The organism is Schaedlerella arabinosiphila (assembly GCF_003885045.1).
Taxonomy (GTDB): domain Bacteria; phylum Bacillota; class Clostridia; order Lachnospirales; family Lachnospiraceae; genus Schaedlerella; species Schaedlerella arabinosiphila.
In genome coordinates, this window is the sequence record NZ_RHJS01000002.1 from 4985353 (window position 1) to 5001863 (window position 16511).

Sequence of the window (16511 nt, forward strand, 5' to 3'; positions counted from 1 at the left end):
TATTACCTCCTCTAAAATTTATCTTTCATATAAGTAATAGTGTCATTTTTTCTGAGATTGGAAAATTTCTGCATTTTTTTCAAAATATTTTCTCCGGTAGCGGTAAAAAGTAGTGTGAGATAAGCCCAGCTCACGCTTCAAGTCAGCCTGTGTGATTTCACCTGCAGTTACTCTCTGGTATGCCTTGGCAAATTCCTCTTCTTTGATTGCCGGCGGCCGCCCGTAATCATCCCATTCTCCCCGGAGCTTCTTCATGGCGATACCTTCACGTTGGCGTTTTTCCTTCTTCTGGATTTCGGATTCGCTGATGGATGCGTAAAGCTCCAGCATCATGTTATTGATCGTCTCCATCATCAGACGTGCCATGGAGTTATCCATCTTAGACAAATCCATCAGTGTTGTCGGGAGTTCCAGTACCATCAGCCGGACATCCCTGCTCTGTAATTTCCGAATCTGCTCCATAGTGTCTCGTTTATTCCTGCCTAACCGATCCAGTTCTGTCACAAGAAGAATATCCCCCTCCCGGAGAACATCTTCCACAAGAACCGTGTATCTCGGCCTATTAAAGTTTTTACCCGTCTGCTGGTCCGTAAAGATATTTTCCAGTTCCAAATCGTGCTCCTTGCAAAATATTTGAATCTCATGAATCCCTCTGTCAAGATGTTGATCCCGTGTACTGGTCCGATGATATCCGTATGTAGCCATTCTTCCGCCTCCCCATAAAGCACCATACCAAACCGTGCTTCTTCATATATTTCTACCAGTTCTGTACGGCAGACAGCACTAAACGCAACCTTCTAAGTCAAAAAAGCCCCGGAAGATTACTCCTCCGGGATTCTTCATTTTTTTTATTCTTATAAAATGGAAACCGTCTCCATAATTTATACCAAAATGTCCACACTTTCTCCCATATATGCCAAAAGCCGTCATGTATACATTTTGGTACAGGATTTCCACCTGTTTTCTGCTATGCCAAAAAGTGTACTTTTTGAAATATATTTTATCTCATACAGACATAAAAGTAAAAACGCAACACTTATTTTACAAATTTCGGAAAACGGAGCGACTGTTACGCCGCCCTTAGCGAAATGGCTACGCCGTTCGTCCGAAATTTGCACTTATTTCTTTTTTACTTCAAATTTATATCCTATACCTCTAACAGTATGTATGTATTCCGGATGTCGAGGGTCTATCTCAATTTTATTCCGCAAATTATGAATAAGACAATAGACAATATTATCTATATCTTCTAGTATTCCACAATGATAAACTGCTTCATAAATTTGTTTCTTTGTTAATACCCATTTAGGATGTTGTACAAAAAAACAAAGTGCCTTAAATTCATAGTATGTCATAGGTACTGATTTATGATGTAAGTATACCGTTTGCTCGCGCAAGTGAATCTCTAAACCAGAAAAAGAAAGTATATTTGAAGGCATTGATAAATTCATGCTTTGGTATTGTGATTTTTCTTTCAAAAATGTTATCATCTCATGTAAAATCTCACTGTTTCCGATAATTATTAATACCTTTATTACGTCTCTCATATCTAATACATATCCTTCCTTGGAATTTCATTGGATATCCACATTAAAAAAGGATCGATCTAATACAAACATCAAACCGATCCAAACAATAGGAAAAGATACATTATGCAAATATTACTGGCTGCCTATACATATTATTTAAAATGATTTTGTTCATATTCTACATATGCAGAAACTTTTTTGCCCGACCGTTCGTTATTTTCATAAGTACATCCCAAATATGCTTCTATTAATTCCTTTGCAAGCATATTACCTGTCACCTGACTCCCAAGCGTTATAATATTACAATTGTTGGACAAACACGCCCGTTTTGCGGAATAAACATTCAAGACATTTGCTGCATAAGCTCCTTTGACTTTATTTGCCGCAAGCATAACACCTATTCCTGTGCCGCAAAAAAGTATACCTCTATCAAATTCTTTAGCTGCAACTTTCTCTGCTACTTGTTGAGCCACATGCGCATACACAGTATCCTTTGAGCCAAAATCCTTTACCTCATGTCCGAGTTCTTTCACATATTGAATCATTTCCTGCTTAAATTCTTCTGCGTTCGGGTCGCATCCTACCGCAATTCTCATTATTTTTCCTCCTTACGCTATCGTTGTCTTTTTAAGTGAAATAACCAGCGCAGTTCCATTACATCCGAAATATGCCAATGACAATATCAACGATAATATCTTATATATCTCCAAATCAACTCTTCCCATTCCACATAGAATTCCACATATCAGAAATACTCCCAAGATAACAAATGCCGCAATCTTTAAAATTTTTGCAATTCCTGTTACTGTAAATGGAATATCATCCTGATGCATTTCGTTTGCATATTTCTGAAGCTCCGTGCGATACTCATCTTCTTCTTTTTCTTCTTCCACATACTTCTCTTTCGCTCCCGCCATGCCTGCAAAAACAAGATACAGAACCATTGTCAACACGAATGCAGGCAACAGAATCAGATTACGATGAATGATACCTGTCAGCACAAGAGCGAACGAGAATATAATAGAGATACCCCATGCCGCAGCTGCAGCCCAGTTAACATCTTGTTTTTTATATTCATTCCAGTATCTTGTATATCCAATCTTAGGGAATATAAAGTGTTCCGTGATACAGATGACGCCCGCACCTTCCACTGCCATCCCAAGGTATACAAGAATAGCGTCTGCCTTCTGAACATAGGGAAAACATGCCGCGATTGTAATAATCACACCAATTATGTAGGTCATACTTTTCTGGCTGATTTTGTTAAAAACCACATTAAAGGACAATACAATGCGGTAAATCGTAGGGTTTGCCGTTGTCCAGCCTGCTATAATAACTGCAACCAATCCTGTATATCCAAGAAGTGTGAATGTTACTTCTCCTGGATCCAGCAATGTAAGAGGAGTGTTCAAAATAATAGCTGCTGTTGCTCCAAATACACCAGCAATAATCCATGCACAGAAATGACCGATATACATACCGACAGCAGAAGCATATCCATATTTATAGTTTTTCGCGTAGCGCAGCATCGGCATATCATTTAATCCAATGTGCCATGCAAGATTGCAGGTCCACGCAAATCCAATTACATGGAATACTCCTAAATTTTGCCCGGTCTCACTTTCTCCATTCCACACATGCATATTCAGTAAATTCAGAAAATCTGATGGAGAATGGATTCCTCCTCCCCCTGTTGCTTCAATTAACTGTGGCAGTGTAATCAACAGACCCACAAAGAATAAGCCGATCATCCACGGAACACAGGTTGTTGCAAATTTTGATACTCCTTCAAAGCCTTTTGCCACAATTAGCGTAATAACTGTGCCTATAGCAATGACGATAAGAACAAATTTAATACTGGTAGGATACCAGTTAAGCTGTATCGGTACATTGAATACCCGACGAACTGCCGTTCCCGAAATACTGATGCCGGCGGCAGCTAATGCTGCCAGTCCCAGTCCAAGTACGATATTATATACTTTTTGCAGCTTATTTCCAAAAACCCGCCCCAGATAACTGTATAAGGTCAGTCTTGTGTCTGTTGCAATTTTTGCACAAAAAAACGTAAAGCAAAGAACCGCCAGAAAATTTCCGATAAATAAACCTATCAGTATATCACTTGCTGTACATCCGTATTGGACAAGTGTTGCTCCAATCACAAACTCTGTCGCAGCAATATGTTCTCCGCCGTATAATCCAATAAAACTTCCTATCCCATTCTGCTCTTTATCCGCCACCGGCCAATCCGGCCGTGGCGTAGAGCGTACTCTGTCCATTATATTTTTTGTCATATGAATTCCCTTCCCCGCAAAATTTTCACTATGAAAGCAGTTCTATCATAGCATCTGCCATCGCCGTCAGAATAATGCAACATGAAGTTGCTCCTGCATCCAGTACGCCCTTAGAACGCTCGCCCAACCGGCTGGATCTTCCGAATTTTGCAACCATATCCTTCGTGGAATCCCTTCCGTCAGTAGCAGCTTCTTTCATCTTATTAAGCGCTAAAGAAAATTCTTCTCCCAAAACTGCACTTTCTTCAAGAGACTTTACTGCAGGCTCCAAAGTATCCACCAATGTCTTATCCCCAACCTGCGCCTGTACGATTTCTTGCAATCCGGCCAGCCCGCTTCTTAACATTTCAGCCAATACTTTCACATCTATATCTTCCTCATCTTCTCCTGCAGAAGCCGCGTCATTCAGAATCGTCCCGTAGATTGGCCCCATAGAACCCCCAATCTCCGCAAACAGGATTGTTCCTAATTCCTCTAAGCCTTCCGTAAAAGAAAATTCCTTATCTGCAAAACGGCTCTCAAACAGAGTAAAACCTTTGTTCATGTTCATACCATGATCACCGTCTCCGATTAGACCGTCAACCTCTCCCAGATACTCTTTGTTCGCCTGGATTCCTTTTACCATTGCCATCAGTATCTGTTTTCCATCTTTATTTTTAAATGTATTCATTTCTGCACCTCAATTCTGCTTTAAGCCCATGCTGTTAGCGGGTGTATCAATTAGCTCTTTTAACTCATCGTCCAGTTTCATAAGCGTCAATGTTGCTCCCATCATTTCCATAGATGTAAAATAATTCCCCACATATGGGCGATATACATGAATCCCTTTTTCTTTTAGCAGGCACTCTATCTCATCATACAATACATACAACTCCATCACAGGAGTCGCGCCCAAACCGGAAACTAATGCGACAACCTCATCGCCTGCCTCAAAAGGATAATCTGGAACAACAACGTCAACCATTCTTTTTGCCATTTCTGCGGCGTTCTCAAGCTTACATACAGCAATTCCCGGTTCTCCGTGATGTCCGATACCAACTTCCATCGTGCCTGGCTTTATCTCAAAATTCGGATGTCCGACTGCCGGAAGTGTACATGGCGCAAGACCTATCCCAACGCTGCGCGTATTGTCAATTGCCTTCTGTGCAGCAGCAATTACTTCATCAAGATTTCCACCCTTAGCCGCCTTAGCGCCGCCGACTTTCCACATCAGAACTTCCCCTGCAACACCGCGGCGTTTTTCGCACTGTTCCTTAGGTGCAGAAGCAACATCATCATTTGCAACCACTGTCTTTACAGTAATTCCCTGCTTTTTCGCCATCTTTACTGCCATTTTCACATTCATATTATCACCCGAATAATTGCCATACAGACAGGCAACTCCCTGCCCCTGATCAGCTGCTTTGAAACTGTCCAGGAACGCTGCCGCTGTAGGAGAAGAACATATTTCCCCAACCGCAGCAGCATCACAGAGATTCTTTCCTACATATCCGATAAATGCCGGCTTATGCCCTGAGCCTCCACCTGTTACAACACCAACCTTATCTGCCGGGATATTCTTTGCTTTCACAACACGTTTATTATCCGTAGCTTCAACAATATCAGCATGCGCCTTCAAAAACCCGTTTAACATCTCATCTACAATATCATCTGGATTATTCATAATTCTTGGAATCTGAGCCATGGTAATTTCTCTCCTTTCATCTACTCTGCATTCGGCAGAAGTACAACCTTCATTGCACCGTCTTTTCCGGTTTTTGCAAGTTCAAATGCTTCTTTCCATTTCTCTATTGGGAATTTATGGGAAACAACTCCTTCTGTTGGAAGTTTTCCGTTTCCAATCCATTCAATTACAGTATCATAACAGTACGGACTTAAGTGTGCTCCCAAAAGATCCAGTTCCTTACGGTCTGAAATAATACTCCAGTCAACCGTTACCGGCTGTCCAAACACTGAAAACTCGACAAACCGCCCCATCTTACGGATTGCGTCCAGTCCCTGCTGAACACTTGACGGATGTCCCGTCGCTTCAATATAAATATCACATCCATATCCATCCGTAAGCTCTTTAATCTTAGCAACTACGTCCTGTTTTGCCGGGTTCATCACAATATCTGCCCCAAATTCTTTTGCCTTTTTAAGCCTTGCTTCATTCATATCCAACACGATAAAGAGGCTCGGATTCGCCTGATGGATTGCTCCAACCATACCAAGACCAAGAGTTCCGGCTCCCGAAAGAACTACCACATCTTTTGTTGTAATCTGTGCACGCTCAACACAATGGAAAGCGCATCCATAGGGTTCAATCAATGCTGCGTCTTCAATTGGCATATCTGCTGGAACCAAATAAGGAATCGCTTCCTTCGTCAAACGAACATACTCTGCCATACCGCCATTTACATTATTCTGAAATCCAAACAAATCATGTTTTTCACACATCCAGTGTCTTCCGGTTTTGCAAAAACGACACTCTCCGCATGGAACAATTTGCTCCGGACAAATACGGTCACCAAGTTTCCAGTTTCCTTTCACATTTTTTCCCATCTCAACAACTGTTCCGACAAATTCATGTCCGGGAATCATCGGCGCTTTAATGTACTTAGGCTGCCCGTCCAGTCCCCAGAAGCTTGCCGCCCCTCCAAATGCCTTTACATCTCCGGCACAGATTCCACAGGCCTCTACTTTTAATATCATCTCTCCTTCACCTGCATGAGGCGTCTCTACTTCTTCCAGACGATAATCTCCAGGTTCATATGCAACGATTGCTTTCATTTTCTCTGGTAAATTGTTCATTGTTTTTCTCCTTTCATTTTCACACAATTTTTCTTTAATTATTGAATTGCCCTAATATCAATTTTTGACTCCGTAATACATGCTGATTGTTTTCTTGTATTCTTTTGTATTTTTATCAGACAAAAGTGTGTAAAAAAAATTGTCTAAATCTCACCTCCATTAAATTTTTGAGAATTCTTCATTGTCTGAATTCTCTTCACTTTTGTCTTCTCATTGTACATAAGTATATACTTTATGTATTTCTATGTCAATTGCTCTTTTTTACAGTTTTAGCATTAAATTTTTGTGATATTTTCACAATCAAATTTGAATTTGCATTTTTCCAATCTATCTATTATAATGAAATTAAAATTGACTCACAGTATACTTATGTATTTGAACAATGCAAATCTGTTGTATTTAATAATAGCCATTAAAGACAAAAGAGGTATTAAGATTATGATTCAAAGCAACACTGACATTAAACAGATCAACCGTAAAAATGTACTTTCTTATATTTATACACAGCGTAGCGCAACACAGAAATCTATCAAAGATACACTCCAATTAAGTCGTTCAACGATCGTTCAGATTCTAAAGGAATTTGAAGATCAGAAACTGATCCTGCGGGGGGAAGTATTAGAGTCCACTGGCGGACGTCCTGCCACAAGCCTACGCTTTAATCCAAATTCAAAGATTGCAATCGGCATCGAACTTTTGGCTGAACATTATGAAATCATCGCGCTGAATCTATACGGAGAAACAATAAAGTTCGAAAAATTTATTTCTCCTTATGAGAACACCGAAAGCTATTACACGCTGGTATGTAAATCCGCACAGCTTTTAATCGCATCTGTCACAAATGACCCTGACAGAATTCTCGGAGTCGGAATCGTGCTTCAGGGTCTGATATCCACTGATGGGACACAAATAACTTACGGGAAAATTTTAGATTGTACAGGTCTTCGGATTGAATCTTTTTCCCATCATCTGCCATATCCTTGCCTGTTTTTTCATGATGCAGAAGCAGCAACCGCTGATGAAATGTGGCAGTCATCCCAGTTAAATAATGCAATCTACATTCATATCCGAAGCAATATGAGTGGTTCAATAATTGTAAACAGGGAATCTCTGGTTGGCACTGAATTAAAAAGCGGGGTATTTGAGCATATGACAATTGTACCCGGTGGGAAGCCCTGTTACTGTGGAAACCGTGGATGCCTTGATGCATATTGCTCCACGAATGCGCTTTTTAATAAGGAGGAAACACTGGAGTCCTTCTTTCAAATGCTCCGGACAGGAGACATAAACATTAAAAAGCGTTGGCTTGAATATCTGCATTACCTGGCACTTGCAATCAATAACCTCCATATGTTCATGGACTGCCCTGTCATTTTAGGTGGTACAATTGCCAAATATCTGCAAGGCAGCGACATCAAACTGCTACACCAATTTGTTCAGAATAATACAGCCTTTCCAACAGAGCGTGAATTTATTAAAGTTACATGCTGTCCAGATTCCCCAATCAGCAGGGGGGCTGCTTTACATTTTATCAAACAATATCTGCGCTCTTTACTTGGGAACAACGTTACTTTTTGAACATCAATTATTAAGTACAACCTTCCGCTTATGTCAATATCATGCTGTTTGAATCAAATTGGTTAAAAATTTATATACGGTTTATTTGTCAGAGAGCTTTTGACTCTCTATTATATATCAGTTATTTATTTTAATTAGAGGACTATAATTTTAGTAAAACGGTGTATGCATTTTGCACTAACGGTGTACTTAGTCCATTATAATCGGCGCATTTTAGACATTGCCTCTACTATCTAATCCATGTCCTGATAGCCCGTTAAGAGTATCGTAGGTGGCTTCAACGAACCCTTGACAGGCTATCAGGAATGATAATCTCCTAATTAAGAAGCAACGCCGTTCATCCGAAATATTACTCCGTTGAAGCGGAATGACTTCGCTATTCGTCCGAAATTTGCAAGAGGACAGATAAACTCATCCTCTAATTCTTTTTATTATTCTAGTTTTCTAAAATACCGAATACATTTCAATGTTTCTAAAATCAGTTCCTGATACAAATCTTCGTCAAAAACGCCTTCAACCAATGCATTCCGTACCAGCATCGGACGAATCATTTCCAGTATCTGTTTTATAGCCACTTTTTCACCCTGTTTCGCCCGAAACAAAATCTCTTCAAATTCCATCAGCTCTTACCTCCCATCCATTTTCGAATCTTGTAGATAGCATAATAATAGATATTCTTTATCTTATCTTCCTTAATTCCATTTATACAACCTATCTCTCTAAAAGTTCTCTCCTCAAAAACATGCTGGTAAATGAAATGCCTTTCATCCTCTCGAAGCATCATAAGAGCTTCTGTAAGCCTTTGGTCTGCTAATTCATTCCATTCTGGATATTGTCCTTCCCGTTCTTTGGAAAGAATTTCTTCTCTATAACGTAATTCTATCATTTCGTCTATCGAAGAACTAAAATCCACCAAAGATTCTTCTAAAGGCTTTTCTACTCTGCCAATCTTTTCTTTTTTCTTCAGATAATTCCATCTCTTCCATCGGATACATTTCTGCAGATATGCAGTAAAGTAATTCTTTGTTTTATCTCCTGTATAATCATATTCGTTCATATTCTTCCCTCCAAAATCTCCAAAATCAATCTGTTTCAAAGATTTCTAAGGGTGGAGAACGGCAATGACATTCCATGGCAGACTCTATTTCTACATAAAAAATACTGCCAAACCGGCATATTACCAGTCTGACAGCATAAAAAGGTAATCGAATTTCATGTATTATATGAAGCGTTGTTGCGTGATATACTGCATCTATGCAAGTCTCATACACCCACCATGCGGTTACGATTTTTTTAACAAACTACTTACTGCATATTTTCCTTTCCTGCCATATATAAAATTGAATTTCTTGTTTTCCTGCCTGTCACGCATCAAACACGCAATATAATACGCGAAAACAGGTGTTTTAACGCATTTCATATAGTGCATATCTCATGTAAAATATAAGAACTAAGTGAGGTGATACAAATGATGGCTAAGAAATTATTAGGAGATGCGGTAAAAGAAGAACGATTAAGAAGAAATCTGTCCCAGAATGCTCTTGCTGAAATGGTGCATGTATCTCTCCGCACCATCTCTGATATTGAAAATTACAATGGTAATCCCCGGTTTGAAAATCTGTACTTATTGGCATCTTATTTGAATTTATCCATAGATGCAGTCTTTAATGGTGAAAACGAGCCCATGGATTCTACCATGAAACAGATTATCGCAGAACTTAATCAGTGTTCCAATGAAACAAAGCGCCTGGCACTTGGGACATTGCGCGGTCTCTTATCCGCAGTATCCCAGAACCAATAGTCTTTATTTTTGCATCCCATATTGACTTAACCATTGTTTTTGAGTATAAAAAACGAATCTGTGAGTAATCTGTGGTAAATCTGTGCGTTTAGATGGAAGATAGAAAAAATCCAAATATGATAAAAGCAGCCCCGCTTATGATGGGACTGCTTTTTCTTTGTTACGTTTTATAACAGCTATGTTTAATAGTTATAAACCTGATTAGTTCTTGCGGAAGATATCCATTGCATCCATAATGTTCTGGGTTATGCTTTCATCCATTTCCTTCTCTTCAGGCGAAAGATCCAAAACCGAATCGGAAGACTGATCTTCCTTACCAGCAGAGATTGCCAGGCACCCGCTCATGGCTTTTTCCAGTTCTTTCTGTATCAGTTTTTCCAAAAGAGGCTGAAATGATTCCACATGAAAATCAGGGATTCTTTCTGAATCAACACCATCTACATAGCTTAAAATAGCAGCAGCAATCAACTGGGCCTTCTTCTTCGTTCCGTTCAGAATCTCTGCAGCCCGTACATGAACTGGATCTGTTTCATCAAATCCAATGGTAAATACATACGGATTTTTCTTCGCCATATCCATCACTTCCCATTCTCATATGCGCGGTATAACAGGTCATATCCCCTGGCATTCGCCTTCAGCTCTTCAATAAACAGATATTTTCCAAGACGATCCGATCTTTCAAGGAATTGCTTCAGCAGGACAGCACCGCCGCCGATAAAAACCGTATAGGATGTCTTCGTATCTATTCCGCGCTCTCTTATGCTATTCAGCAGATCTGTCACAAAATCCTGCACCATGCTCTCTGTCATACGTACCACGCTGTCATCATAATACTGTGTATTCCCGGCAAGGATGCTGTCAATGTCCGTATCCTCCAGTAACATGTCATACTCGCTGTTGACACTGGAAATAATCTGGTTATACATGGTAATCACACCCTTTTCGAGAGAATCACAATATCCCATATCCGGCTTTCCTTTCCTCATCAGCAGATAATCGGTTGTGAAGCCTCCGATATCAATGCCAACTGCTTTCGGGACTTGCATAATGTCCTGTCCTATGGTCATCATGGCCGCAAAGTCCTGCACAAAAGCCCGAACCTCCTGAATGCAGATATGATAAATCTTTCCGTTAAAATTCAGATCCAATACTTTGCCATCGGCCTTGAAAAACAGCTCATACTTCTCATAAAGTTCTGCAAAATGCTTCGGCGGCAGTCCGATAGGAAGCTGGATCTGCACCACATCCTCCGGCTGAATCTGATCCTTCCCTTCCAACTCCATTGCAATCGCAAACAGTGTGAGAATAAAGAACCGGAAGTCTAACGTCTTATCTCTTTGGTAAGGAATCCTCTGCTCACTGAGGGTATAATACTTTCCCTCATACTGAAGATATTGCTCGCCCCTTGCAGGCTTCTTATCCAGCACATTCAGACCGCTTGTGAAAATAAAATGGCAGGTTTTCATATTTCGGTTTCCATGATCCACCGCAACTCTTAGTTTCTTAATCATATATCATCCACTCCTTTGTCATTAATACATACTCTATACGTGCGAGCTATGTAAAGCGCAACCGATTCTCATAAATTCATGCTCAGATAAGTTTTTATTCCAAATCATATCCTGTCAGTATTATTCTGAATATAGCATGGAAAAAGGCACCGGCCAAATGCCGATGCCCACTGTATTTTCCTGATTCTTCACTGCTTTGCGCAGCACATTAATCTGCACATATTGTTATATTCCAAACATTTTTCTTGTGCTTTCTACCTCTTCTGGCTCGCAGCCGACTTCCGCCGCAATCTGCTCATCTGTAAGATTCGGATTGCTTTTCACTGTCTGAAAGATTCTTCCTGACAGAATCAATCCTTCCTGTCTTCCCTGCTGTTTCGCCTCCTGCTGCTTTACCTGGATATCTTCTTCGTAACTGTACTCTGCAATCAACATGTTCTCAACCTCGCTTCCTTTCCGCTTCAGATAATCCGCCAGTATTCCACGGTCAATACATTCTCTGATTGCCTTCTTAATTGCACTTTCTTCACCGGAATGCGCTCTCACCGTATCAATAAACTGGCTGTATTCCCTCAATATGTCACATTTCTTCAAGAGTTCATGTGCCTTATCGGAATTAATATTGATAACTTTCACCTTTAATTCTGCGGAATTGTTCCCTACCGGATTTATAAATGCATCTGACAGTTTCAATTCCTGCTCTAATGGCTGATCCTTTTGCCCATTGTAAAAAGTGTAAAATTCTGGCGTAGGTATTTTAACCAATGTTGTCCTGTAACGGGCTTTCTTATCGATCAGCTGTTCATACGCCCTTCCCACATATAACAGGCATCTAAGCGGGATGTTCGGGTTCACAGTACTTTGGTGTTCCCCCAAGACAAGCACCTGTCCATCTACTTCAAAGGAAATATCATTTTTAAAATTCTTATACAGAACATCCGGGGTCTTCACTTTCCGAATGACATTCTCATCCTGATACTCTGTATCGTGCAATGCATTATATAAACTTAGCAGATTCTTTTTTGCTGTCTCATCCTGATAGAACAGATCTACAAAGAGACTGTCCTTATGTTTACGGTTCTCCTTCTCCATTATCATATACCGCCTTTCCTTTCTCTTATACTATCAAATTTCAATTTTTGTTTCAATTATGCTTTTATGCTGCTTCATTCCTCGCTTCATCCTTAACATATTTCTCAAATAATTCCTGATACCGCTTATATCCCTGCGAAATCAACGGCGCTTTTAAAGAAGTCTTTGACCACAGAATTAGTTCTTCCTCCTCCACATGATAGGGGTTGCCAGGATAAAAAATCCCGCCGGAATACCTTGGACTGCTTGGCTTTATAATCTCCTCCAGTTCAGCCTTTGTCTTTGCCCTCATGATGAAATCAGCCTTTTTACAGAATACCGTCTCAACCAGTTCCGGCAAAAACCCTTCTTCTTTATACTGAGCCGCAATTCCTCTCATTTTTCTTAGCGTATCAAATCTGTGGGAACGTAATTTTTCCGTCAGTCTATTATCCATTAATAATTCCGTCATATAACGGCTATATTCTAAATCTATCATCTCTTGATTCTCCCTCTAATTCTGAATTTTCTGTACCAGCTTCCCATGCACCAGATAGCGGTAATTCCTGTCCGTATTCACACAGGTCGAAAGTGTTACGATATGGTCTGAATCGTTTATTATTACTCCCGTATCATAACCGGAATAGGAGAGTACTGTATCTACAAACTTCTGGAAATCCTCTGGCTCCGGAAAGGTGTAAGTATATCCAATGCTTCCGTTCCGTCCTGCATAACAGGATATGATCTGATATTCCAGTACAGCTCCCGGAACATAGATATAAAAACATGGATACTCTTGGTACAGCCTTTGATCCTGATAACGGTCAAGCGTGCCGAACATGCTGCCATTTTTCATATTATGGCCATAGACAATGGTATTGCTGTCTGAAAAATCCGGCTGATTATGATAATCCACAAAGATACTCCCGTTTTTATTTTCCTGACCGTCAAACATATGGTGCAGGTAATAGTAATTATCCTTCCCACGTACTACTGGATAACTGATATCCAAAGCTGGAATCTGAATCCATGCGATAACATCCGGGTTCACTTTCTTAAGCCCTGCAAAATCAACCTGCAGATAAATATTTTCGGTATCCTCCGGTGATTCCTTTGAAATTCCATCCTCTGACGATGGCTCGTCCTTTTCTTTCGGCTCCTGTACAAAATTCTGCAGTTCCTCATAGGTTTCCGTTCCCTGATGATATTCTGCATAAATGCCAAACAGCTTCCACGCTGCAAATGCAAAAACTGCAAGCGAAGCAAGCAGTAAAATTAAAGATGCATAATCTCTCTTTCTTCTCATATATCATTTCCTCCTGATAAATAAATGTTTCTTCTAAGAACGCTTTTTATAGTACCTGTAGAAAAGCCAGAGTTCTTATATTCTCTGGCTTATGTAATTCTATTTTTCAAATACTCCCGTTTTATTGTTTCTCCTGGTGGCATAATAAAAATCATCAATCCCTTTTATCCTGCCGCACCATTCACCCTTCTCATCCATGTCCCAGATCATCCTCTGTACCGGCAGGGAAAGGCTCCGGCAGCCTTCATAAAGCTTCTTGCAACCGTTCTGTATGATTTCCCTCTTTTTCGCCTTAAAAGGGCAGTAGTCATGTACACCGGCATCCAGACATTCCCCGCATTTTTTGTGCTGTCCATCACAGTTCACCCGCATCTTCTTATCCATATCGTAAACTTCATAAACCAACTTTAGGTTTCTTTTTGAAAGACTTTCCAACACAGGATGAAGGCTCCGGTACTGATTGACTCCCGGCGCACATAGGAATGTATCTCCAGACAGATAATGGGCAATCGTTCCTTTCAGCGCCCCTTCTGTCACATACATTGTTTCAGCGTCCAGATTCCCAATTACATGCACCGGACTGCCGGAAGAAACGCCCATCTGATAGTTGGAGCTGGAAAGCCAGATGTATTTTCTGGAATCCGTCACAAAATCAAGCCGTATCTGGAATCCCTGTATCAATCCCTCTATAGAAAGAATCGGAATCAGGATGCCGGAGTTCTTTGCGGTAAAATGGATACTCCAAGTTCCATCTTCGCCTTGGTAGAATCCAGGCACTCCTTTCAGAGTACAGCCCTTGTCTGCCAGCCGTTCCGCCAGCTTTTTGACTCCAAACAAAGGCACACTCCGGTATCTCTGTACAGCAATCTGCTCAGGTGTTAATCCTCGTTTCTGTAGATCCTCCTGATGCTTCCGCGATAATGTAAGCATGGAAAGCATCTGGGAATAGGTCTGGTCGATTTCCACATCCGAAGCCCGTTCACTGTTTACCGGCGCTGACGGTTCCAAATCTCTTTCAGGTCTTACTGGCTTTTGGTAATCATCCCTGTACTGTCCGAGATTTAAGGCCTCCCGGATCTGCTGGTTTGCCTCCGTCTTTGTGACGTTATACAGCTTGGAATACAGATCCAGCATCCCGCCGTGCGCATCGCAATAATTACAGCGGAAAACATTTTTTTCAATATTAATGTTTAGCTTCCCCGTCTTGTGGTTGCAAAATGGGCAGTCCACATCATAAGACCGTCCATTTTTGCGGCGGACGGTAAGATTCAACACCCGCACCACATCCCGGATGTCATAGCCGAAGCCGGATATATCATACATCCATAAACACGCCTCCTCTCGTTACCAGAGCATTCCGGAAACTCTAAATTCAGCTTTAACAGATAAAGTTATCCTAATGGAATAAGCTGTCATTAACTAGAACTTCTCGGAATTGCTCAGATAACTGCTTTTGATTTAGAAAGGTATCATTCCTCTAGCTAACCAGCCATTGGCATAGCCGCATTTAAAAGGACTCTGGCTGCAGCCGGGATCAGATGGTTCTTACCGGAATAACTCTGTGCAAACCACTCCAGGTTCTTTGGGCTTTCCACTGCAACTTGGCCCATGGTCTTACCGCCAAACTTCCCATTCCCGTTAATCACTACCTGCGTAGCCTGTTCATACGTCATGCGCTGCACCAGTTCTTCTACCGGAAGTGATTCATCCAGAGAAGTGGCGGGAGAGTACTGACTGGAAGACTGGGAATTCCCTTGCATCTGCGGCATCTGGCCAGCCTGCTGATTCTGATTTCCAAAACTATTCTGCATCTGTGGCGCCCCTACAGAATTCTGCCCGATGGTTGTGCCTTTTTCCTGAGCTTGCTGATAAAACTGGTTCATCATAGGATTGGATTGTGCAGACTCCGAAGATTGCGGATTAGCAGTTCCCTGCGGCATAGACTGTGACTGGCCGTCCTGATTCTGTGGGACTGCCTGTGTGCCCTGATTTGCCGTCATAATATGCTGCGGATTCTGGTTTCCTGTCATAGCAGGCTGTGGATTCTGTCCACCCTGATTAATAGGCGGAGTATTGTTTCCCAGCATATCAGACTGCATCTGTGGGTTCCACGTCATGCCTCCCTGTGGGATATCATTCCCCTGTACCTGGGATTGCGCCGCCATACCCGGAATCTGAATCCCCGCGTCTACCTGCATGGGATCATTCTCTTCCCCCACATCAGCAAACTGCAAACCAAATCCGGCATCAGAGAGTGCACGTCCTACGGCAGCCGTCTCTGCCATCTCTAGAAACTTATCCCCGAAATTCGGATCATTGGTCCGGAACCTCTGGGAAAAGGCATTGGCAATATAATTCTCCTCTGCGTCGCATTTATCCAGATAGATCCTTGCCTCCACGATTGCCATATTCTCTGTAAAGCTTCGGATACTGCTGACAATCTTTCCTAACGGATGTACAAGACGGAACCACAGCTTCCGGTACTTCACATCCAGATAAAGCTGACCCTCCTGTCCCTCCTTAGTAAGTGTTCTTGCCAGCTCCATCGGGTTAAATCCCTCTACACGGTTCAATGCCGCGACTGCCTCTGACCGGTCATATAACTTTTCTTTCATTCGCTTACGCTCCTTT

The 16511-nt window shown here is 41.3% G+C and carries 18 protein-coding genes; 2 read left to right on the forward strand and 16 right to left on the reverse strand.

Annotation, left to right across the window (positions count from 1 at the left end; genetic code table 11):
• Positions 1–42 precede the first annotated feature (42 nt).
• The 7 genes from EBB54_RS23610 to EBB54_RS23640 form a co-directional block, all read right to left on the reverse strand.
• Positions 43–705, reverse strand: coding sequence for a recombinase family protein (locus EBB54_RS23610; protein WP_125129231.1), 663 nt, complete (start codon positions 703–705; stop codon positions 43–45).
• Positions 706–1118: 413 nt separating this feature from the next.
• Positions 1119–1547 carry a winged helix-turn-helix domain-containing protein gene (locus EBB54_RS23615; protein ID WP_125129232.1) on the reverse strand — a complete coding sequence of 143 codons (429 nt, stop codon included), beginning with the start codon at positions 1545–1547 and terminating at the stop codon, positions 1119–1121.
• Positions 1548–1681: 134 nt separating this feature from the next.
• Positions 1682–2125, reverse strand: coding sequence for an RpiB/LacA/LacB family sugar-phosphate isomerase (locus EBB54_RS23620; protein WP_125129233.1), 444 nt, complete (start codon positions 2123–2125; stop codon positions 1682–1684).
• Positions 2126–2137: 12 nt separating this feature from the next.
• Positions 2138–3820, reverse strand: coding sequence for a purine-cytosine permease family protein (locus EBB54_RS23625; RefSeq protein ID WP_125129234.1), 1683 nt, complete (start codon positions 3818–3820; stop codon positions 2138–2140).
• A gap of 28 nt (positions 3821–3848) precedes the next feature.
• Positions 3849–4490, reverse strand: coding sequence for a dihydroxyacetone kinase subunit DhaL (dhaL, locus tag EBB54_RS23630; RefSeq protein ID WP_125129235.1), 642 nt, complete (start codon positions 4488–4490; stop codon positions 3849–3851).
• Between the two features lie 9 nt (positions 4491–4499).
• Positions 4500–5495, reverse strand: a complete 996-nt coding sequence (locus EBB54_RS23635) for a dihydroxyacetone kinase subunit DhaK (RefSeq protein ID WP_125130996.1) — start codon at positions 5493–5495, stop codon at positions 4500–4502.
• A gap of 29 nt (positions 5496–5524) precedes the next feature.
• Positions 5525–6613, reverse strand: coding sequence for an alcohol dehydrogenase catalytic domain-containing protein (locus EBB54_RS23640; protein WP_125129236.1), 1089 nt, complete (start codon positions 6611–6613; stop codon positions 5525–5527).
• Between the two features lie 438 nt (positions 6614–7051).
• Here EBB54_RS23640 and EBB54_RS23645 point away from each other — a divergent pair, with 438 nt between their 5' ends.
• Positions 7052–8191 carry an ROK family protein gene (locus tag EBB54_RS23645; RefSeq protein WP_162307189.1) on the forward strand — a complete coding sequence of 380 codons (1140 nt, stop codon included), beginning with the start codon at positions 7052–7054 and terminating at the stop codon, positions 8189–8191.
• A 431-nt stretch (positions 8192–8622) separates the two neighbouring features.
• Here the strand turns inward: EBB54_RS23645 and EBB54_RS23650 are convergent, their stop codons facing one another.
• Positions 8623–8811 (reverse strand): helix-turn-helix domain-containing protein, encoded by a 189-nt coding sequence (locus EBB54_RS23650; RefSeq protein WP_125129238.1) that lies wholly within the window; start codon positions 8809–8811, stop codon positions 8623–8625.
• Positions 8811–9248 (reverse strand): sigma-70 RNA polymerase sigma factor region 4 domain-containing protein, encoded by a 438-nt coding sequence (locus EBB54_RS23655; RefSeq protein WP_125129239.1) that lies wholly within the window; start codon positions 9246–9248, stop codon positions 8811–8813. The genes EBB54_RS23650 and EBB54_RS23655 overlap by 1 nt, the downstream gene beginning before the upstream one ends.
• A gap of 411 nt (positions 9249–9659) precedes the next feature.
• Between EBB54_RS23655 and EBB54_RS23660 the strand changes: the two genes are divergently transcribed.
• Positions 9660–9992 carry a helix-turn-helix transcriptional regulator gene (locus EBB54_RS23660; RefSeq protein WP_243127791.1) on the forward strand — a complete coding sequence of 111 codons (333 nt, stop codon included), beginning with the start codon at positions 9660–9662 and terminating at the stop codon, positions 9990–9992.
• A 201-nt stretch (positions 9993–10193) separates the two neighbouring features.
• Here EBB54_RS23660 and EBB54_RS23665 read toward each other — a convergent pair whose 3' ends face one another.
• From EBB54_RS23665 to EBB54_RS23695, 7 genes are all read right to left on the reverse strand, one after another.
• Positions 10194–10565: a stage III sporulation protein AF gene (locus EBB54_RS23665; RefSeq protein ID WP_125129240.1), complete on the reverse strand. Its 372-nt coding sequence runs from the start codon at positions 10563–10565 to the stop codon at positions 10194–10196.
• A gap of 5 nt (positions 10566–10570) precedes the next feature.
• A complete protein-coding gene (locus tag EBB54_RS23670; protein WP_125129241.1) occupies positions 10571–11503 on the reverse strand; it encodes a ParM/StbA family protein in 933 nt (310 codons plus the stop codon).
• Positions 11504–11728: 225 nt separating this feature from the next.
• Positions 11729–12601, reverse strand: a complete 873-nt coding sequence (locus tag EBB54_RS23675; RefSeq protein WP_125129242.1) for an RpnC/YadD family protein — start codon at positions 12599–12601, stop codon at positions 11729–11731.
• A 58-nt stretch (positions 12602–12659) separates the two neighbouring features.
• Complete coding sequence (locus tag EBB54_RS23680) at positions 12660–13073, reverse strand: hypothetical protein (protein ID WP_125129243.1); 414 nt, start codon at positions 13071–13073, stop codon at positions 12660–12662.
• A gap of 15 nt (positions 13074–13088) precedes the next feature.
• Positions 13089–13880 (reverse strand): class B sortase, encoded by a 792-nt coding sequence (gene srtB / locus EBB54_RS23685; protein ID WP_125129244.1) that lies wholly within the window; start codon positions 13878–13880, stop codon positions 13089–13091.
• Between the two features lie 99 nt (positions 13881–13979).
• Positions 13980–15203: a CHC2 zinc finger domain-containing protein gene (locus EBB54_RS23690; protein WP_125129245.1), complete on the reverse strand. Its 1224-nt coding sequence runs from the start codon at positions 15201–15203 to the stop codon at positions 13980–13982.
• Positions 15204–15361: 158 nt separating this feature from the next.
• Positions 15362–16495, reverse strand: coding sequence for a mediator complex subunit 15 domain-containing protein (locus tag EBB54_RS23695; protein WP_125129246.1), 1134 nt, complete (start codon positions 16493–16495; stop codon positions 15362–15364).
• Positions 16496–16511: the final 16 nt, after the last annotated feature.